Genomic DNA, 18,479 nt, shown 5'->3' on the forward strand with positions numbered 1-18,479 from the left:
TCGTCAGCCTCGGGGCTGGCGGCAACGCTCGAGTCGCCTTCCGGATCGCCTGCCTGGGGTCTCCGGTCCTCGCGTCGGCCTCAGACCTCGAAGCCGCCCTCCCGCAACAACCGGGCCGTTTCGAACAACGGCAGGCCCATGATGCCCGAATAACTGCCGGCGATGTGTTCGATCCAGGCCGCGGCCTGACTTTGTATCGCATAGGCGCCGGCCTTGCCCATCGGCTCGCCCGAGGCCACGTAGGCCCGCAGCCGGTCCTGGCCGATCTCGGCGAAGCGCACCTGCGACACGTTGACGTCGCTGAGCACGCGCCCGTCCGGCAGACCCAGCGCGACGGCGGTCAGCACCCGGTGCGTCCGGCCGGAGAGGCGGGCGAGCATCGCCGCCGCATGGTCCGCGTCGTCCGGCTTGCCCAGGATGAGCTCGCCCAGCGCGACCGTCGTGTCGGAGCACAGCACCGGCGCGGGCGGCAGGCCGCGCGACGCGCGGCGGCGCAGCGCCGCCTGCAGCTTCGCGGCGGTGACGCGGGTCACGTAGTCGTCCGGCGATTCGCCATCGACCACCGCCTCCAGCGCCTCCGCGTCCTCGTCGGCGCCGGGCAGCAGCAGCTCGTGACGCACGCCGATCTGCTCTAGCAGCTGACGGCGGCGCGGGCTCTGGGACGCGAGGTAGAGAAAGTCGAAGGCAGCGGCGGAGGCGGCGGATGCAACCGAGGTGGCGGAAGTGGGATCGGACATGGGCGATTCACTCGCGGTGATACGGATGCCCTTCCATCACGGACCAGGCGCGGTAGAGGCATTCGGCCAGCAGCACGCGCACGAACGCGTGCGGCAGGGTCAGGTCGGAGAGGCGCAGCTTCTCGTCGGCGCGCGACTTGATGCTGTCGTCCAGGCCGTCGGGGCCGCCGATGAAGATCGCCACATCGCGGCCGTCGCCGCGCCAGGTCTCCAGCCGCTGCGCGAGCTGCTTGCTGGTGACCCGCTCGCCGCGCTCGTCGAGCACCACGCGCCGCGCCCCTTTCGGGCAGGCGGCGTCCAGGCGCTGGGCCTCGGCCGCCATCAGCTGCTCGGTCGACTTGCCGGTGGTGCGCGGTTCCGCCTTCACCGCCTTGAGCTCCAGCCGCATCTCCGGCGGGAAACGCTTGGCGAAATCCTCGTAGGCCTCATCGGCCCAGGCCGGCATCTTCTGGCCGACCGCGCACAGCACCAGCCGCACGGGGTCAGGCCTTGGCCTTGGACTTCGTGCCGGTCTTCACCGTCGTCTTCTTGGCCGCGGGCTTGGCGGCCGCCTTCTTGGCCGCCGGTCTGGCGGCCGGCTTGGCGGCGGCGACCTTGGGCGACAGCTTCTTCACCGCCGGCTTCTTGCTGCCGACCTTCACCGTCTCGACCACTTCCTTCTTCGCCGCGGGCTTGCGCGCGGTCTTGGCGGCGGTCGCGCCGGTCGTCGTCTTCTTCGCCGGCGCCTTGGCGGCGGTCTTGGTCGCGGCGGCCTTCGCGGCGGGGGCCTTCTTCGCCGCGGTCTTGGCGGCGGTCTTCGCGCCCGTGGTCTTGGCCGCGGCGGACTTGGTGCCGGTGGCGCGCGTGGGCGCCTTCTTCGACGCGGTCGCCACGGCCTCGCCATCGGCGGACTTGGCCTTGGCCGGCTTCTTCGCCGACTTGGCGGCCTTCTTCGCCTTGGGCGCGTCCTCGTCCTCGTCGTCCATCGGCTCGGAGGCCTTCACCAGCTTCGTGCCGCTGTTGCCCAGCTTGAGCTTGACCGGCTTGCCGCCCCAGATTTCCTCGAGGTGGTAGTACTGGCGGATCGCCGGCTGCATCAGGTGCACGACGGCCGCGCCGCAGTCCACGATGATCCATTCGCCGTTGTCCTCGCCCTCGGTGCGCATCACCTGCATGCCGCGCTTCTTGACCGTCTCACGCACGCTGGACGCCAGCGCCTTGGTCTGCCGGTTGCTCGTGCCCGACGCGATGATCACGCGCTCGAACAGGGGCGACAGGCGCTCGGTGTCGAAGACCAGGATGTCCTGCGCCTTCACATCCTCCAGACCATCGACGATGGCACGTTCCAGTTTCTTGATGTCCATTCAGTTCTCACTGTAGAGACGGTGCCGGGCAATATACCCCGCCACCTCGTCGCCCACCACGGGCCTCACGTCAGCGCCCTCGGCCGCCAGTCGGCGGGCCTCGGTGGATGACCATTGCAGCGCCGGCATCACCAGCCGGACCAGCCGATGCGGCCGCTCCAGCAGCGCCGCCGGCGCCCTCACCTCGTCCTGCGCGCGGGCGGCCACCGCCAGCCCCATGCGCTCGACCAGTTCCTCCCAGCCGTTCCAGCTCGGGAAGCCGGCCAGCTGGTCCTGTCCCAGGATCAGCCAGAGCGCGTCGCCCGGCCGTTCCTGCTGATACTCGCGCACCGAGTCGAGCGTGTAGCTCGGCCCGGCGCGCCGGATCTCGCGATCGTCGAGGACGAAACGCGGATCGCCGCCCTCGCCCGCGATCGTCAACCGGACCATCTCGGCCCGGTGCGCCGCGCCCGCCATCCGGCGGCCCGACTTCTGCCACGGCTGCCCGGCGACGATCCAGCGCACCTCGTCCAGCGCGAGCTGGTCCAGCGCCGCGTGCGCCAGCGCCAGGTGGGCGCGATGCACCGGATCGAACGACCCGCCGAACCATCCGACCTGTCGCGCGCGGTTCGAATGGCTGCTGCTCACTCGGGACCCTTCAGAACCAGAGGTGCGTCGGCACCTCGTCGGCCCAGTCGCGCGGGCGGAGGAAGTCGGTGTAGAGCCGGGCCTCGGGCGAGCCGTCCTCGGGCTGCCAGTCGTAGCGCCAGCGCGCCACCGGCGGCATCGACATCAGGATCGATTCGGTGCGCCCGCCCGACTGCAGCCCGAACAGCGTGCCCCGGTCGAAGACGAGATTGAACTCGACATAACGACCGCGGCGATAGGCCTGGAAGTCACGCTCGCGCTCGCCATAGGCCAAGCCGTGGCGGCGCTCGACGATGGGCTCGTAGGCCGGCAGGAAGGCATCGCCCACCGACTGCAGCAGGCCGAAGGCGTTGTCGATGCCGCCCTCGGCGAAGTCGTCGAAGAAGATGCCGCCGACGCCGCGCGGCTCGTTGCGGTGCTTCAGGTGGAAGTACTCGTCGCACCACTGCTTGAAGCGCGGATAGAGGTCCTGGCCATGCGGCTCCAGCGCGGCGCGGCAGGTGCGGTGGAAGTGCTGCGCATCGCGCTCGAAGCCGTAGTACGGCGTCAGGTCCATGCCGCCGCCGAACCAGACGACCGGATCGCGGTCGGCCGGCAGCGCCGCGAACATGCGCACGTTCATGTGGACCGTCGGCACGAACGGGTTGTGCGGGTGCATCACCAGCGAGACGCCCATCGCCTCGAACGGCGATCCGGCCAGCTCGGGTCGGTGGGCCGTCGCCGACGGTGGCAGCACCCGGCCGCGCACATGCGAGAAATTGACGCCGCCGCGCTCGAACACCGCGCCGTTCTCGATCAGGCGCACCAGGCCGTCGCCCTCCAGGCGGCCGCCGGGCTCGCGTTGCCAGGCATCGCTGATGAAGGCCTGGCCGTCCAGGCGCTCCAGCGTCGTGACGATCCGCTGCTGCAGGCCGAGCAGGTAGTCGCGCACCAACTGCGTGTTCATCGGGAATCTCCGTCCTGGCGCGCCCGGGGCGCGCCCTCATTGGGCTTGAAGCGGATCAGGCCGGCCTGGTCGGGCCGCTTGCCTTGGCGCCCCTGCAGCACCTGCGCGAACAGCGCCAGGTCCCGCGCGGGATCGCCGCTGAGCTCGACGAAGTCGGTGAAGATCACCTGCTTCGTCGCGAAGTCGAACGACGCCAGCCCCACCGGCACGCCGGCCTGCACGGCCACGTGATACGCGCCCGACTTCCAGTGGTCGACGTAGCCGCGCGTGCCCTCGGGCGCGACGATCAGCCAGAACGACTCGCCGCGCGACTTGGCGTCGAGCATCTGGCGCACGGTGTCGCCGACCAGCCCGTTGGCCGAGCGCCGGTTCACCGCCACGCCGCCGATCGCGCGCATCCAGTGACCGACCAGCGGCAGCTTGAACAGGCTGTCCTTGGCCCAGAACCGGAGCTCGAAACCCAGGCTCCACTTCGTCAGCACGCCGACCGGGAAATCCCAGTTGGAGGTGTGCGGGTACACCATCACCACGCCCTGCCGCGCCGGCAGGCCCTGGCAGACGATGCGCCAGCCGAAGAGCCGCAGCACCGCCCGCGCCAGCGCGCTGCCGCGCGGCATCGGCGTCAGCGCGCCGGTCCAGCGGCGCGGCAGGGCGCGCGCCTCGCCGTCCGCGGGGCGGGCGTCGAGGGTCTGCGGCAAGTCGAGGCTCAAGATGGGCAGCGGCGAGAGCAGTCGACCGGCTTCAGCGCTTGATGGCGCGGTAGCCGATGTCCTGGCGGTACTGCTTGCCGTCGAACTGGATCGACTGCGCGGTCTGATAGGCCAGCTGCTGGGCATGGCGCACCGCCTCGCCCAGCGCGGTCACGCACAGCACGCGGCCGCCGCTGGTAACGAGCTGGCCGTCCTCGCGCAGCGTCGTGCCGGCGTGGAAGACCATCGCGTCCTCGCCGTCCTCGGGCAGGCCGGTGATCGCATCGCCCTTGCGCGGCGACAGCGGATAACCGCTGGCGGCCATCACGACGCCCAGCGCCGCGCGGCGGTCCCACTGCAGCTCGACCTGGTCCAGCGTGCCGTCGGTCGCGTGCATCAGGACCTCGAACAGGTCGCTCTTGAGCCGCATCATGATCGGCTGGGTCTCGGGGTCGCCCATGCGGGTGTTGAATTCGACGGTGCGCGGCTGGCCGTGCGCGTCGATCATCAGGCCGGCGTAGAGGAAACCGGTGAACGGGGTGCCGTCGCGGGCCATGCCCTGGATCGTCGGCATGACGATCTCGTGCATCACCTTGGCGTGGACGTTGGGCGTCACCACCGGCGCCGGCGAGTACGCGCCCATGCCGCCGGTGTTGGGGCCCTGGTCGGCGTCGAGCAGGCGCTTGTGGTCCTGGCTGGTGGCCAGCGGCAGGACGTTGCGGCCGTCGCACAGCACGATGAAGCTGGCTTCCTCGCCTTCGAGGAACTGCTCGATGACGACGCGCGCGCCGCCCTCGTTGTGGACCACGCCGAGCTTGTTGTCGGCCAGGATCCAGTCGATCGCCTCATGCGCCTCGGCCAGCGTCATCGCCACGACGACGCCCTTGCCCGCCGCCAGGCCGTCGGCCTTGATGACGATGGGCGCGCCCTGCGCGTCGACGTAGGCATGGGCCAGCGCGGCGTCGCTGAAGGTTTCGTAGGCGGCGGTCGGGATGCCGTGGCGCTTCATGAACTCCTTGGCGAAGGCCTTGGAGCTCTCCAGCTGTGCAGCCGCCTTGGTGGGGCCGAAGATGCGCAGGCCGCGGGCGCGGAACTCGTCGACGACGCCCGCCGCCAGGAAGGCCTCGGGGCCGACCACCGTCAGCGCGATCTTCTGCTCGATCGCGAAGTCGGCCAGCGCCTTCACGTCGGTGATCGGGACGTTCTTCAGCAGCGGATCGCGCGCGGTGCCGCCGTTGCCGGGCGCCACGAACACCTGCGTGACGCGCTCACCCTGCGCCAGCCGCCAGGCCAGCGCGTGCTCGCGGCCACCATTGCCAAGGACCAGGACCTTCATTCGGACAGGCTCGCGTTGTGATAGACCTCCTGGACGTCGTCCAGGTCCTCGATGACGTCGAGCAGCTTCTGCATGCGCGCGGCGTCGTCGCCGGCCAGGTCGATGGTGTTCTCGGCCCGCATGGTGACCTCGGCGATCTCGGGCTTGAGGCCGGCGGCCTCCAGCGCGTTCTTCACCGCTTCATAGTCGCCGGGGGCGGTCAGCACCTCGATGGCGCCGTCGTCGTCGGTCAGGACGTCCTCGGCGCCGGCTTCCAGCGCCACCTCCATGACCTTCTCCTCGGACGTGCCGGGCGCGAAGACCAGCTGGCCGCAGTGCTTGAACTGGAAGGCCACCGAGCCTTCGGTGCCCAGGTTGCCGCCGTACTTGCTGAAGGCGTGACGGACCTCGGCGACAGTGCGCACGCGGTTGTCGGTCATGCAGTCGACGATGATCGCAGCGCCGCCGATGCCGTAGCCTTCGTAGCGGATTTCCTCGTAGGTCACGCCGTCGAGGTTGCCGGTGGCCTTGTCGACGTTGCGCTTGATGTTGTCGGCCGGCATGTTGGCGGCCTTGGCCTTCTCGATCGCCAGGCGCAGGCGGGGGTTCATGGTGATGTCGCCGCCGCCGGTGCGCGCGGCGACGATGATTTCACGGGTCAGACGGGTCCAGACCTTGCCGCGCTTCTCGTCCTGGCGGCCCTTGCGGTGCTGGATGTTGGCCCATTTGGAATGCCCTGCCATGTCCTCGTTCTCCTATGAACGACGGCCCGGAAAAACTCCGGGCCGGCGCTGTTGATGCTTCGTTAGACTGCGATTTTAGCTTTTTGCCTCTGGAGACTTCCGCATGGCCGACCCGATCCTGCTGGCCCGCCACGGCGACACCGAATGCCAGCTGCTTCCGGCGCTGGCCAACCGGCACGGCCTGATCACCGGCGCGACCGGCACCGGCAAGACGATCAGCCTGCAGAAACTGGCCGAATCCTTCAGCCAGATGGGGGTGCCGGTCTTCATGGCGGACGTCAAGGGCGACCTGACCGGCATCTCCCAGGCGGGCGCGCCGTCGACCAAGCTGCTGGCGGTGCTGAAGGAACGCGGCATCTCGCCGCCGGCCCCGATCGCCTGCCCGACCACGCTGTGGGACGTCTTCGGCGAGCAGGGCCATCCGGTGCGGGCGACCGTCTCCGACATGGGGCCGCTGCTGCTGTCGCGGATGCTGGGCCTGAACGAGACCCAGGCCGGCGTGATGCAGATGGTTTTCAAGATCGCCGACGACCACGGCCTGGCGCTGCTGGACCTGAAGGACCTGCGCGCGATGCTGCAGCATGTCGGGGAGAACGCCAGCGAGTTCACGACCCAGTACGGCAACGTCTCGGCCGCCAGCGTCGGCGCGATCCAGCGCGGCCTGCTGCAGATCGAGGCCCAGGGCGGCGACAAGTTCTTCGGCGAGCCGATGCTCGACATCCACGATTTCATGCAGACCTCGGATGGATTGGGCGTCATCAACATCCTGGCCGCCGACAAGCTGATGGCCGCGCCGCGGCTGTACGCGACCTTCCTGCTGTGGATGCTGTCGGAACTGTTCGAGACGCTGCCGGAGGTGGGCGACCTGGACAAGCCCAAGCTGGTGTTCTTCTTCGACGAGGCCCACCTGCTGTTCAAGGACGCGCCGGCGGCGCTGGTCGAGCGCATCGAGCTGGTCGTGCGGCTGGTGCGGTCCAAGGGCGTCGGCGTGTACTTCGTGACGCAGAACCCGCTGGACATTCCGGACACGGTGCTGGGCCAGCTCGGCAACCGGGTGCAGCACGCGCTGCGCGCGTTCACGCCACGCGACCAGAAGGCGGTCAAGGCGGCGGCGGACACGATGCGGCCCAAGCCGGGGCTGGACATCGCGATGGCGATCACCGAACTGGGCGTCGGCGAGGCGCTGGTCAGCCTGCTCGACGAGAAAGGCAGGCCCTGCGTCACCGAGCGGGTCTTCGTGCTGCCGCCCGGCAGCCAGATCGGCCCGATCACGCCGGAGCAGCGCAAGGCGCTGCTGGCCGGGTCGCTGGTGGCGGGGGTCTATGAGAAGCAGGTCGACCGCGAGTCGGCCTACGAGAAACTGACTGGCCGGGCCGCCGCGACGGCGGACGCGGCGCAGCAGCCGTCGCAGTCCGGCGCGCCGCGCGGCAGCGCCGGCGCCGGCTCGATGGCCGACGAAGCGGACCAGGCCCTGCGCCGCGCGCCGACGACCGGCCGCGGCGGCGCCCCCGCGCCCGCGCCCGCCGAGGACGACGGCGGCATGCTCGGCGGCCTCAAGGACGTGCTGTTCGGCAGCACCGGGCCGCGCGGCGGTCGCCGCGAAGGGTTGGCCGAGGCCGCGGCCAAGTCGGCGCTGCGGTCGATCGGGTCCTCGGTCGGACGGGAGATCGTCCGCGGCGTGCTGGGCAGCTTGCTCGGCGGGGCGACCAAGCGGCGCCGCTGAGCGGTTTGCGCCGCAAGGCTTCCCTCGGGAGAGCCCCCTCACCCTAGCCCTCTCCCCCTCTCGGGGGCGAGGGGATGGCTCGCTGGCAAGGGGCAGCGCTGTGGGCTCCCTCTCCCACTTGCGGGAGAGGGCGGGGGTGAGGGTCTTCGAACGCTCGCCCGGCCCCTCTCCGCCTGACAAGGCTCAGGCGTTGGCCGCCGGAGCATGGGGCCAAAGGCGGCAAGCGCCTGAACCCCATGCTCCGCCGTCCCCAACCACCGTCGCACGTCGACGAGTTCCCCGGCGAGGCTCGAGCGGAGACCGTGCGCGACCCGGATGGCGAACGGCGGCGACAACTCGCGCCGCTGGGCAGCGCTTCGTCGCAGGCCGCTGGGCGCGGCGGCGCCCGTCCGCAACAGTCGCGTCCATCGACCACGACCCACCACCGGAGCCCGCCATGCACCCCACCCCGCTCGACATCCTCACCCACGTGCCCAAGTACGTCTGGGTCATCCTGCTGGTGATCACGATCATCGGCCTGCGGCAGTGCCGCGAGACCGCGATGCGGTCCCGCCGCCTGGTGATCCTGCCGGCCCTGTGGCTGGTCTTCGGCGCCTGGGGCGTGGAGAAGAGCTTCGGCCTGGACGGCCTGCCGGGCCTGGCCTGGCTCGTGGGCATCGGGCTCGGCGCAGGCACGGTCCGCGCGCTGCGCTGGCCCGGACAGGCGCGTTTCGACGCCACCACCCGCCGCTTCATCGTCCCGGGCAGCTGGGTGCCGCTCGCGCTGATGCTGGGCATCTTCGCGCTGAAGTTCGCCTCCGGTATGAGCCTGGCCCTGCACCCAGACCAGGCCACCCACCTCGGCATCGCAATGGCCTCCAGCGCCGCGTTCGGCCTGTTCAGCGGCGCCTTCCTCGGACGGGCGATCAACATCCTGGCCGTGCGGCCGCGCAGCGGCGGCCCGGTGGTGGCCTGACCGCGGCCCGGACGAGGCCGGATCGCCGACACTCCCTGCCCATGCGCCCCCTGCCCCTCCCCCCGCCGCTGCACTGGTTCCTGCGCCACGTGCTGCTGGTGCTGTTGTTGACGGTGGTCGTGTCGGTCGCCCTGGTGGTGGTGTTCAACCAGTCGCCGGGACCGACGCTGGTCTACTGCTTCTTCATCTCGCTGTTCTGCGCGACCTGCATCAACCTGCTGCGCTTCGGGCTGGGCTGGCTGCGCTGGCAGACCCTGCAGCGTCTCGGTCGCGCGCCGCGCGATGCGTTCGACTGGCCCGGCTGGCCGCTCATGACGGTGTGCCTGGTCCTGGGCACCGGCCTGGGCTACAGCATCGGCCTGGAGGTGGGCAACTTCGTGACCGGCTTCCAGGAGCGCAGCCTGCTGGCGAGCCCGCTGCGCCGGGTGATGGCCGTGATGGTGATTTCGCTGATCCCGGGCTTCGCCGCCACCTTCTTTCTGCTGTACCGCCACCGGATGGCAAGCGCCGAGGCCCATGCCGAGACGCTGCGCCGCCAGGCCGCCGAGACGCAGCTGCGGCTGCTCGAGTCGCAACTCGAGCCGCACATGCTGTTCAACACGCTGGCCAACCTGCGGGTGCTGATCGGCCTGGACGCCGAGCGCGCGCAGGCGATGCTGGACCACCTCATCGCCTTCCTGCGGGCGACGCTGTCCGCCTCCCGCGTGGAGCGCCACCCCCTCAAGGACGAATTCGCCCGGTTGGCCGACTATCTGGCGCTGATGCAGGTGCGAATGGGTACGCGGCTGCGCTTCGAGTTCGAGCTGCCGGAGACGCTGCGCGAGCTGCCGGTGCCGCCGCTGCTGCTGCAGCCGCTGGTGGAGAACGCGATCAAGCATGGTCTGGAGCCGCATGTGGGCGGTGGCACGCTGCGGGTGGTCGCGACGGCCGCGGACGGTCAGCTGTGGCTGGACGTGGAGGACGACGGTGCCGGTTTCGATCCGGCACGGCCGGCGACACCCGACGGCGGCTTCGGCACGGTGCAGGTCCGCGAGCGGCTCGCCGTGGCCTTCGGCCCGCGCGCGGCGCTGGAACTGTCGCGCCTGGACCTGTCCCGCCCGACCGGCGGCGGCACCCGCGCGCGGATCCGACTGCCGCTGCCGGCTCCGGCCTGATCAAGCGCTGCCCGCAAGCCTCGCTCTTCCGACTGCCGCACGCTCGTGCCCGTCGCCCGCGCCGTTCAAGCTGCCCCCTTCATTCCCGCTTCATTCCCCTCTTCAATCCCTCTTGAATCCCTCTTCACATGGAGACGCCCGCATGCCCACCGCCCTGATCGCCGAAGACGAGGACCTGCTGGCCGCCCACCTGCGCCAGGAACTGAAGGCGCTGTGGCCGGCGCTGGACATCGTCGCGATGGCGACGCACGGTGAGGAGGCGGTGACGCTGGCGCTCCGGCACCAGCCCGAGGTCTGCTTCCTGGACATCCGCATGCCGGGCATGACGGGACTCGAGGCGGCGGCGCAGCTGGCCGACGAGTGGCCGGACGGGACACCGTTCCCGTTGCTGGTCTTCGTCACCGCCTATGACCAGTTCGCGCTCCAGGCCTTCGAGCGCGCCGCGGTGGACTACCTGCTCAAGCCGGTGCAGCGGGAGCGCCTGGCGCAGACGGTGACCCGGCTGCAAGCCGCGCTCGCGCAGCGGCAGGCGCCGCCCGCGACCCTGGCCTCGGCGATCGATCAGCTGCGTGGGTTGCTGGGCGTGCAGGCCGCGAGCGCGAAGCCGGCGGGCGGCAGCCCCGTCGCGCCGCTGCGGCACCTGCAGGTCGGCGTCGGCGACGCCATCGTGCTGGTGCCGCTGGACGAGGTCGTCTACCTGGAAGCGGCGGACAAGTACGTCCGCGTGATGACGGCGGACCAGGAATACCTGGTGCGGATCTCGCTGCGCGAGCTGCTCCCGCAGCTCGATGCGCAGCGCTTCTGGCAGGTGCACCGCGGACACATCGTGCATGTCGACGCCATCGACCGCGTGCATCGCGATGACACCGGCAAGCTGACCCTGCGGCTGCGCCACCGGCCGGAGAAGCTGGCGGTGAGCCGGATGTACGGGCATCTGTTCAAGGCGATGTGAGGCGGCAGCCGGACTGCCGCCTCCCTCTCGTCAGATGACGGCCATGCCGGAGGCGGTCTTCACGGACAGCAAGGCATCGCCATCGAGCGCCGTGACCAGGATCGACAACCCGTAGATCCCGCGCCCGCCCTCGCTCGTGACCGTCAGCGCGATCGTGCCGTCCTTGAGCACCTCCTTGAAGAAGAAGTCGTCGCGCGTCGCTTCGGTATAGCCAGCGGTCAACGCGCTCAGGTCGAGCACGTCGCCCTCGCTGCGCTTGTAGTCGAGGACGAGGTCCACGCCGGTCTGCCCCTTGAACCATCGGAAGGTGTCGGCGCCGGCCCCGCCGGTGAAGAAGTCACTGTCCGGGGACGCGTTCAGCACGTCGTTGCCCGCCGTACCGCGTTCCTCATGGTTCAACGCCCATTTGCCGCCTGAGGACTCGTCCAGTCGCATGACCAGCGCAGGCTGGAGGCTCGCCGGCTCCGAGCTCATCTTCACCGGCACCTCCATGGCATTGCCCGCGCTGTCGATGGCGTAGAGCCGCAGAGCGCCATGCATGTTGCTGCGAACACTTCGGCTGCCGGCAGCAAACATCATGAGCTGGCCGCTGCTCACCGCACCGGGTTGCCAATCCTGAACATTCACGAGGCTCTTGCCGTAGCTCACGAACACCAGCTCGACATCTTCCTGCGAGGTCACCGTCAAGCTGCCATCCTTGCCACGATCCGCGACCACCGTGGGCGCGGTGGTGTCGTAGTCGAACTCCAGGCGCCGGATCCCGCTCTCGTTGCCCGCGATGTCGACCTGCCGGACCTGCAATTCATGGCGCCCCGGCGACAGCTGCGCTGGCGGCTTGAAGTTGCTGCCGGCGCCGCTCCACCAATCCTGCCCCCCATTGAGGCTGTAGAGCCACTGGCTGCCCGACTCCAGGCCCACGTCGATGGATCCGTTGGCATTGAGCGCCTTGCTGGCCAGGTAGAACTGCTCCACTTCCGGAAAATTGCCTGGCCGGTTTGCCCAGTAAGTCCGGGCCGCGGAATTGAAGGTCAAGGTCGGCGCTTCGGCCTTGGTGTCCAAGCTGAACTTCAGCTCGGTCGCGGCGCTGATATTGCCGGCGAGATCGACCTGCCGCACCAGCACCCGCTTGTCCCCATCGCCGGAGAACTCGCTCGCGGCGATGGACGTCCCGGTGCCGGTGGTCCAACTGAGGCCGTCGCGGCTGTACTGCCACCCGGCGTCGTCCTCCAGGCCCTGCACGTTGACCGTCGCCATCGAGGTGATCCCGTCGGTGGCGCTGACACCGGTGTCCTGCGCCAGGCTCAGCGTCGGCGCGCCCACGACCCGGTCGAGCGTGAAGTTCAGCGTCGCGCCGCTGACGTTGCCGGCAACGTCGGCCTGGCGAACCTCGACGGTGTAGGTGGTGTCGATGTGGAACTCGCTGGCGGCGATGCGGTCGCCGCTGCCGGTTCTCCAGGCGCTGCCGCCGATGCGGTATTCCCAGCGATGGCCCGGCTCGAGGCCGGTCACGACGATGCCGGCCTCGTTGGTGACACGGTCGCCGGCAGTGCCCGAGTCCTTCACCAAAGCGAGCGCGAGCGGAGGGCCCTGCCGATCCAGCGTGAAATCCAGCGTCGCGGTGCTCACATTGCCCGCGACGTCGATCTGCCGGACCTCGAGGGACTTGGTGCCATCGGCGCCGAACTCGCTGGCGGCAATGCGGTCGCCGCTGCCGGTCGTCCAGGCGCCGCCACCGATGCGGTACTCCCAGCGGTTGCCCAGTTCGACACCGGTCACGGCGATGGTGGCGTCGTTGGTGATGCGATCGTCTGCGGTGCCCGAGTCGTTCACGAGCGCGGCCGTGATCGGGCTGACCTGCCGGTCCAGCGTGAAGTCGAGCGTCGCCGAACTCACGTTGCCCGCGACGTCGATCTGCCGGACCTCCAGCGTCTTGCTGCCGTCCGCGCCGAACTCGCTGGCCGCGATGCGGTCGCCATTGCCGGTCTTCCAGGCACCGCCGTCGATGCGGTACTCCCAGCGGTTGCCCAGCTCGACGCCGGTCACGGCGATGGTGGCATCGTTGGTGACGCGGTCGCCGGCGGTGCCGGAATCGTTCAGCAGCGCGATTGCGATCTGGCTGACCTGCCGGTCGAGCGTGAAGTCCAGCGTCGCCGAACTTACGTTGCCCGCGACGTCGATCTGCCGGACCTCGAGGGACTTGGTGCCGTCCGCGCCGAACTCGCTGGCCGCGATGCGGTCGCCGCTGCCGGTCTTCCAGGCACCGCCGCCGATGCGGTACTCCCAGCGGTTGCCCAGCTCGACGCCGGTCACGGCGATGGTGGCGGCGTTGGTGACGCGGTCGCCAGCAGTGCCGGAGTCGTTCTGCAGCGCGACCGCGATCGGGTCGACCTGCCGGTCCAGCGTGAAGTCGAGCGTCGCCGAACTTACGTTGCCCGTGCTGTTGGCCTGCCGCACCTCAACGGTGTAGGGACCGTCCTTGGCGAACTCGGTGGCCGGGATGCGGTCGCCACTGCCGGTCTGCCAGGCGCCGCTGCCGATGCGGTACTCCCAGGGCCTGCTCGCGTCCAGGCCACCCACGGCGATGGCGGCATCGTTGGTGATCCGATCGCCGGCCGTTCCGGAATCGTTCACCAGCGCCGCCGACAAGGCGCCGGCTTGCCGGTCCAGCGTGAAATCGAAGGTGGAGGCACTCTTGTTGCCGGCCGGGTCGGTCTGGCGCAGCTCGACGGTGTAGCGACCGTCGGCGCCGAACTCGCTGGCCGCGATGCGGTCGCCGCTGCCCGCCTTCCAGGCACCGCCGCCGATGCGGTATTCCCAGCGGTTGCCCGGCTCGACGCCGGTCACGGCGATGGTGGCGTCGTTGGTGATGCGGTCGCCGACGACGCCGGAGTCGTTCACCAGCGCGGCCTCGATCGGGCCGACGTGCCGGTCCAGCGTGAAGTCCAGCGTCGCGGTGCTCACGTTGCCCGCGATGTCGATCTGGCGCACCTCGATCTTGTGGGCGCCGTCGGCGCCGAACTCGCTCGCCGCGATGCGGCTGTCGACGCCAGCCTGCCACGCACCGCCGTCGATGCGGTACTCCCAGCGGCAGTCCGGCTCGAGACCACCGACGATCACCGTGCCGTCGCGGGTGAGCCGGTCGTCCGCCACGCCGGTGTCATTGGCCAGCGCGACGCTCGGCGGCGGCGCGACGCGGTCGAGCTGGAACTCGTACACCGTCGACGCCTGGTTGCCCACCGCGTCCAGATGCCGGACCTCCACGCGCTGCCAGCCGTCCGTGGCGCGATCGAATTCCCGCCCATCGATGAGAACGCCGGACCCGGTCTTCCATTCCCCGCCGTTGATGCGGTAGTCCCAACTGCCGCCCCATTCGATGCCGAGCACCCGCAGCGTGCCGTCGCGGGTGATCCGGTCGTCGGCCGTTCCGGTGTCGTTCACCAGGGTCACCGTCGGCGCGGCGGCCTGGCGGCGCAGGTCGAAGGCGAGGGTCGAACCGGCTTCATTGCCTGCCGCGTCGATCTGCCGCACCCGGACCAGTTGGTAGCCGTCCGCCACGCCGTCGAAGGCGGCCTTGTCGATGCGATCCCCGTGACCGCGCCGCCATTCGCCGCCGTTGATCTGGTAATCCCAGATCGCGAGGCTCTCCAGACCGCTGACCAGCACGGTGGGGTCGTTGGTCCGCTTGTCCCCGGACACGCCGGAGTCGACCGCCAACTGGACGCCCGGCGACACGGTGTGGGTGTCCAGGACGAAGTCGAGCGCGGCCGTGCCGCGATTGCCGGCGCCGTCGACATGCCGCACCTCGACCCGGCGCTCGCCCGCCGTCGTGCCGAACTCCGACGCCGCGATCGTGTCGCCGGTCCCGGTCACCCACGGACCGTCATCGATCCGGTACTCCCAGCGCAAGCCGGACTCCAGGCCGTTCACCTTCACCGTCGCGTCGCGCGTGATGCCGTCGGACGCCGACAGGCCGGTGTCCATCGCGAGCGCGATCGTCAGCTCCGCCGCGCGGGTGTCGAGAAGGAGGCTCAGGGTGGTGACCGGGCCCTCGTTGCCTGCGGGATCCACCTGCCGGACGCGGATGTCCTTGGCGCCGTCGGCACCGAGTTGCGCGGTGGACAGCGTCGAGTCCGTCCCGTTCCACCAGGTCGCGCCGCCGTCCACGCTGTACTGCCAGCGCGCGTCCGGCTCCAGGCCGTCGATGCGGATGCGGCCGTCGTTCGTCCAGCCATCGGTCGCGGAACTGCCGGTGTCCGATACCAGCGTCAGGCCGGGACCGGGCGGCGCGATGGTGTCCATGTCGAACTTCAAGCTGCCCACCGGGCTGCGGTGGCCTTCCGCGCTGATCTGCACCACCTGCAGCGACTTGCTGCCGTCCGTGCCCAGGGCCGACGGGGCGATCACCGAGCCGCTGCCGGCATGCCAGGTCTTGCCCTCGTCGAGCGAGTATTCCCAGCGCCCGTCCGCCTCGAGCGCGCCGATGCGGATCTCCCCGGCGCTACCGAGCAGGCCTTCCCGCTGGGCGCCCGGCGAGTGCAAGGCCGGCTGCGGCGCCGGCGGCACGCGCACGGCGGGATCGGGATTCGGATTGGGGTTGGGGTCCGGCTTCGGACCGGGATCCGGGTTCGGGTCCGGCTTGGGACCCGGGTCCGGATTGGGATTGGGATTGGGATTGGGATTGGGATTGGGATTGGGATTGGGATTGGGATCGGGTTTCGGATCCGGTTGGGGATTCGGATTCGGATTCGGATTCGGATTCGGATTCGGATTCGGATTCGGATCCGGCTTCGGGCCCGGGTCGGGCTGGGGCGAGGGCTCACCCTCCGGCTTCGCGTCCGCGCCGCCATTGCCCGAACCTCCCGACAGGGCCACGGCGGACCCCGCTGAGAGCGCCGCCCCCAGCAGCCAGGTCACCATCGCGGCGACGGATTTCTCCGTGGACTTCTCATCCTTGCCGTTCGATCCTTGGACCGCCTCGCCGTTCTCGGTGGGGCTGTCGGGCGGGACGCCGCTCGCGGCCGGGTCCTGCGCGGCGGGCACCGTCTCGGTCTGCTGAGGCTCCCCAGCGGGCGCAGACGCGGCGCTGGATTCCCCTTGCTCCTCTTCTTCCTCCGCCAGTCGCCGCGGACGCGCCGCCACCTCGGACGGTGGAGCGCCGGCGTCGGCGGGCGCGTGGACTCGGGAAGCACGGTGGGCGGGCGTCGTCGGAAGTTGCATGGCTGCTGCCTTGGAAGGTCGAATGAAAAGTTGGGCAGTATCAAAAGCACCCCGGCGTGTGCGCCATGCCTGCTCCACGTCAGATCCTTCGACCGGTCTGACGGATTTGCTGGGGTCGCTCCCTCAGACAGGAGGGGTACCCCACCCCACGTAGAATCTGCGGCCTCCTTCGAGCATCCATTCATCGATGTCCAGCCACGACAAGACTGCCGGCGCTCCGGCGCCCGACAAGACGGACGCCACCGCCGTCAAGCCCAGCAACTTCCTGCGCGCCATCATCGAGCGCGACCTGGAACAGGGCTTCCAGCCGGCGCGCCACTTCGCCGGCAGCCCGGGCGACGCGGCCCACCATGCCGCCGGTCCGCTGGACCCGGCCCGCATCCGCACCCGCTTCCCGCCCGAGCCCAACGGCTACCTGCACATCGGCCATGCCAAGTCGATCTGCCTGAACTTCGGCCTGGCGCGCGATTACGGCGGCATCTGCCACCTGCGCTTCGACGACACCAATCCGGAGAAGGAAGAGCAGGAATACGTCGACGCGATCAAGGAGATGGTGGCGTGGCTGGGCTGGACCTGGGACGCCAAGGACGGCGCCGGCCGCGAGGTGGACCACCTCTTCTATGCCAGCAACTACTTCGACTTCATGTACCGCGCGGCGGAGTACCTGGTGTCGCAGGGGCTGGCCTATGTCGACGAGCAGACGCCCGAGGAAATGCGCGCCAACCGCGGCGACTTCGGCACGCCGGGCAAGAACAGCCCCTTCCGCGACCGCTCGCCCGAGGAGAACCTGATCCGCCTGCGCGAGATGCGCGACGGCAAGCACCCGGACGGCTCCATGGTGCTGCGCGCCAAGATCGACATGGCGTCGCCCAACATCAACCTGCGCGATCCGGCGCTGTACCGCATCCGCCGGGCGACCCATCACAACACCGGCGACCAGTGGTGCATCTACCCGATGTACACCTACGCCCACCCGATCGAGGACGCGCTGGAGTGCATCACCCACAGCGTCTGCACCCTGGAGTTCGAGGACCAGCGGCCGTTCTACGACTGGCTCGTCGAGCACCTGGCCCAGGGCGGCCTGCTCGCCCGCCCGCTGCCGCACCAGTACGAGTTCGGCCGGCTCAACCTGACCTACGTCGTCACCAGCAAGCGCAAGCTGCGCCAGCTGGTCGAGGAGAAACACGTCGACGGCTGGGACGATCCCCGCATGCCCACGCTGGTCGGCATGCGCCGCCGCGGCTACACGCCCGAGGCCATCCGCGCGATGGTCGAAAGCACCGGCGCGTCCAAGACCAACGCCTGGATCGAGTACTCGGTGCTGGACGGCTACCTGCGCGCCGACCTCGAGGGCAAGGCCGCCCGCGCGATGGCGGTGCTGGATCCGGTCAAGCTCAAGCTCGAGAACTACGCGGAGATCTTCGGCTCGCTCGATCATCGCGAAGCCTGCTCGGCCCCGGCCCATCCGCATGTGCCGGAACTGGGCACGCGCCAGTTCAGCCTCGGCCCCGAGCTGTGGATCGAGCGCGAGGACTTCATGGAGACCCCGCCCAAGGGCTACCACCGCCTGTTCCCGGGCAACAAGGCGCGGCTGAAGTACGGCTACGTGATCGAGTGCACCGGCTGCGAGAAGGACGCCGACGGCACCATCACCGCGGTGCTGGCCCGGCTGGTGCCCGACACCAAGAGCGGCACGCCGGGCGCCGACGCGGTCAAGGTCAAGGGCGTGATCACCTGGGTCGGCGCGCACGAGGGCATCGCCACCGAGCTGCGCCTGTACGACCGCTTGTTCACCGAAGCCCAGCCCGACGCCGGCGAACGCAACTTCCTGGAGCTGCTGAACCCCGATGCCAAGCGTGTCGTGCGCGGCTACCTGGAGCCGTCGCTGCGCGCGGTCGCGCCCGATGCCAAGGTCCAGTTCGAGCGCCACGGCTACTTCGTCGCCGACCGCGTTGACCATCGCGCCGATGCGCCGGTGTTCAACAAGATCACCGGACTGAAGGACAGCTTCGGCAAGTGAGCCGGCGTGGACGGGGTGCGCGGGACGCGCGCCCGGTCCTCCACTGACCGCAACCGGG

Annotated in this window: 14 protein-coding genes; 5 read left to right on the forward strand and 9 right to left on the reverse strand. The window is 69.9% G+C overall.

Going from position 1 to position 18,479, the window contains the following annotated elements; genetic code table 11:
* Positions 1-80: 80 nt before the first annotated feature.
* The 8 genes from FHT37_RS11540 to FHT37_RS11575 are packed head-to-tail and all read right to left on the reverse strand — an operon-like array spanning position 81 to position 6,400.
* Positions 81-737, reverse strand: coding sequence for a nucleoside triphosphate pyrophosphatase (locus FHT37_RS11540; protein ID WP_183480906.1), 657 nt, complete (start codon positions 735-737; stop codon positions 81-83).
* 7 nt (positions 738-744) lie between these two features.
* Positions 745-1,215, reverse strand: coding sequence for a 23S rRNA (pseudouridine(1915)-N(3))-methyltransferase RlmH (gene rlmH, locus FHT37_RS11545; protein ID WP_183480908.1), 471 nt, complete (start codon positions 1,213-1,215; stop codon positions 745-747).
* A 4-nt stretch (positions 1,216-1,219) separates the two neighbouring features.
* Positions 1,220-2,080 (reverse strand): ribosome silencing factor, encoded by an 861-nt coding sequence (gene rsfS / locus FHT37_RS11550; protein ID WP_147242437.1) that lies wholly within the window; start codon positions 2,078-2,080, stop codon positions 1,220-1,222.
* Positions 2,081-2,707, reverse strand: a complete 627-nt coding sequence (gene nadD, locus FHT37_RS11555) for a nicotinate (nicotinamide) nucleotide adenylyltransferase (protein WP_091734004.1) — start codon at positions 2,705-2,707, stop codon at positions 2,081-2,083.
* Between the two features lie 10 nt (positions 2,708-2,717).
* Positions 2,718-3,653, reverse strand: coding sequence for an oxygen-dependent coproporphyrinogen oxidase (gene hemF, locus FHT37_RS11560; protein WP_091734006.1), 936 nt, complete (start codon positions 3,651-3,653; stop codon positions 2,718-2,720).
* A complete protein-coding gene (locus FHT37_RS11565) occupies positions 3,650-4,351 on the reverse strand; it encodes a 1-acyl-sn-glycerol-3-phosphate acyltransferase (protein ID WP_221211001.1) in 702 nt (233 codons plus the stop codon). Before FHT37_RS11565 ends, hemF begins: the two co-directional genes overlap by 4 nt.
* Before the next feature lie 43 nt (positions 4,352-4,394).
* The gene (gene purD, locus FHT37_RS11570) at positions 4,395-5,678 is read right to left on the reverse strand and encodes a phosphoribosylamine--glycine ligase (RefSeq protein WP_183480911.1); all 1,284 of its coding nucleotides are present in this window, start codon (positions 5,676-5,678) and stop codon (positions 4,395-4,397) included.
* The gene (locus tag FHT37_RS11575; RefSeq protein ID WP_183480914.1) at positions 5,675-6,400 is read right to left on the reverse strand and encodes a YebC/PmpR family DNA-binding transcriptional regulator; all 726 of its coding nucleotides are present in this window, start codon (positions 6,398-6,400) and stop codon (positions 5,675-5,677) included. Before FHT37_RS11575 ends, purD begins: the two co-directional genes overlap by 4 nt.
* A gap of 103 nt (positions 6,401-6,503) precedes the next feature.
* Between FHT37_RS11575 and FHT37_RS11580 the strand changes: the two genes are divergently transcribed.
* The 4 genes from FHT37_RS11580 (at position 6,504) to FHT37_RS11595 (ending at position 11,184) form a co-directional block, all read left to right on the forward strand.
* On the forward strand, positions 6,504-8,123 hold the full coding sequence (locus FHT37_RS11580) for a helicase HerA-like C-terminal domain-containing protein (protein ID WP_183480917.1): 1,620 nt from the start codon (positions 6,504-6,506) through the stop codon (positions 8,121-8,123).
* Between the two features lie 436 nt (positions 8,124-8,559).
* Entirely contained in the window at positions 8,560-9,078 is a 519-nt protein-coding gene (locus FHT37_RS11585) for a DUF6622 family protein (protein WP_183480920.1), read from the forward strand.
* A 41-nt stretch (positions 9,079-9,119) separates the two neighbouring features.
* Positions 9,120-10,232, forward strand: coding sequence for a sensor histidine kinase (locus FHT37_RS11590; RefSeq protein WP_255489542.1), 1,113 nt, complete (start codon positions 9,120-9,122; stop codon positions 10,230-10,232).
* Positions 10,233-10,374: 142 nt separating this feature from the next.
* On the forward strand, positions 10,375-11,184 hold the full coding sequence (locus FHT37_RS11595) for a LytTR family DNA-binding domain-containing protein (RefSeq protein WP_183480922.1): 810 nt from the start codon (positions 10,375-10,377) through the stop codon (positions 11,182-11,184).
* Positions 11,185-11,214: 30 nt separating this feature from the next.
* On the opposite strand, the gene FHT37_RS11600 is transcribed toward FHT37_RS11595, so the two are convergent.
* Complete coding sequence (locus FHT37_RS11600; RefSeq protein ID WP_183480925.1) at positions 11,215-16,401, reverse strand: Ig-like domain-containing protein; 5,187 nt, start codon at positions 16,399-16,401, stop codon at positions 11,215-11,217.
* A 187-nt stretch (positions 16,402-16,588) separates the two neighbouring features.
* Here FHT37_RS11600 and FHT37_RS11605 point away from each other — a divergent pair, with 187 nt between their 5' ends.
* The gene (locus FHT37_RS11605) at positions 16,589-18,421 is read left to right on the forward strand and encodes a glutamine--tRNA ligase/YqeY domain fusion protein (protein ID WP_183480928.1); all 1,833 of its coding nucleotides are present in this window, start codon (positions 16,589-16,591) and stop codon (positions 18,419-18,421) included.
* The last annotated feature ends 58 nt before the right edge of the window (positions 18,422-18,479 follow it).

This window comes from Mitsuaria sp. BK037, assembly GCF_014193045.1.
Taxonomy (GTDB): domain Bacteria; phylum Pseudomonadota; class Gammaproteobacteria; order Burkholderiales; family Burkholderiaceae_C; genus Roseateles.

Excerpts from the sequence above, each read along its gene's own strand:
- FHT37_RS11590 (WP_255489542.1), top strand. The coding sequence starts at position 9,120 with ATGCGCCCCCTGCCCCTCCCCCCGCCGCTGCACTGGTTCCTGCGCCAC.
- FHT37_RS11600 (WP_183480925.1), bottom strand. The coding sequence starts at position 16,401 with ATGCAACTTCCGACGACGCCCGCCCACCGTGCTTCCCGAGTCCACGCG.
- purD (WP_183480911.1), bottom strand. The coding sequence starts at position 5,678 with ATGAAGGTCCTGGTCCTTGGCAATGGTGGCCGCGAGCACGCGCTGGCC.
- rsfS (WP_147242437.1), bottom strand. The coding sequence starts at position 2,080 with ATGGACATCAAGAAACTGGAACGTGCCATCGTCGATGGTCTGGAGGAT.
- FHT37_RS11605 (WP_183480928.1), top strand. The coding sequence starts at position 16,589 with ATGTCCAGCCACGACAAGACTGCCGGCGCTCCGGCGCCCGACAAGACG.
- hemF (WP_091734006.1), bottom strand. The coding sequence starts at position 3,653 with ATGAACACGCAGTTGGTGCGCGACTACCTGCTCGGCCTGCAGCAGCGG.
- FHT37_RS11585 (WP_183480920.1), top strand. The coding sequence starts at position 8,560 with ATGCACCCCACCCCGCTCGACATCCTCACCCACGTGCCCAAGTACGTC.
- FHT37_RS11575 (WP_183480914.1), bottom strand. The coding sequence starts at position 6,400 with ATGGCAGGGCATTCCAAATGGGCCAACATCCAGCACCGCAAGGGCCGC.
- FHT37_RS11580 (WP_183480917.1), top strand. The coding sequence starts at position 6,504 with ATGGCCGACCCGATCCTGCTGGCCCGCCACGGCGACACCGAATGCCAG.
- FHT37_RS11595 (WP_183480922.1), top strand. The coding sequence starts at position 10,375 with ATGCCCACCGCCCTGATCGCCGAAGACGAGGACCTGCTGGCCGCCCAC.
- FHT37_RS11540 (WP_183480906.1), bottom strand. The coding sequence starts at position 737 with ATGTCCGATCCCACTTCCGCCACCTCGGTTGCATCCGCCGCCTCCGCC.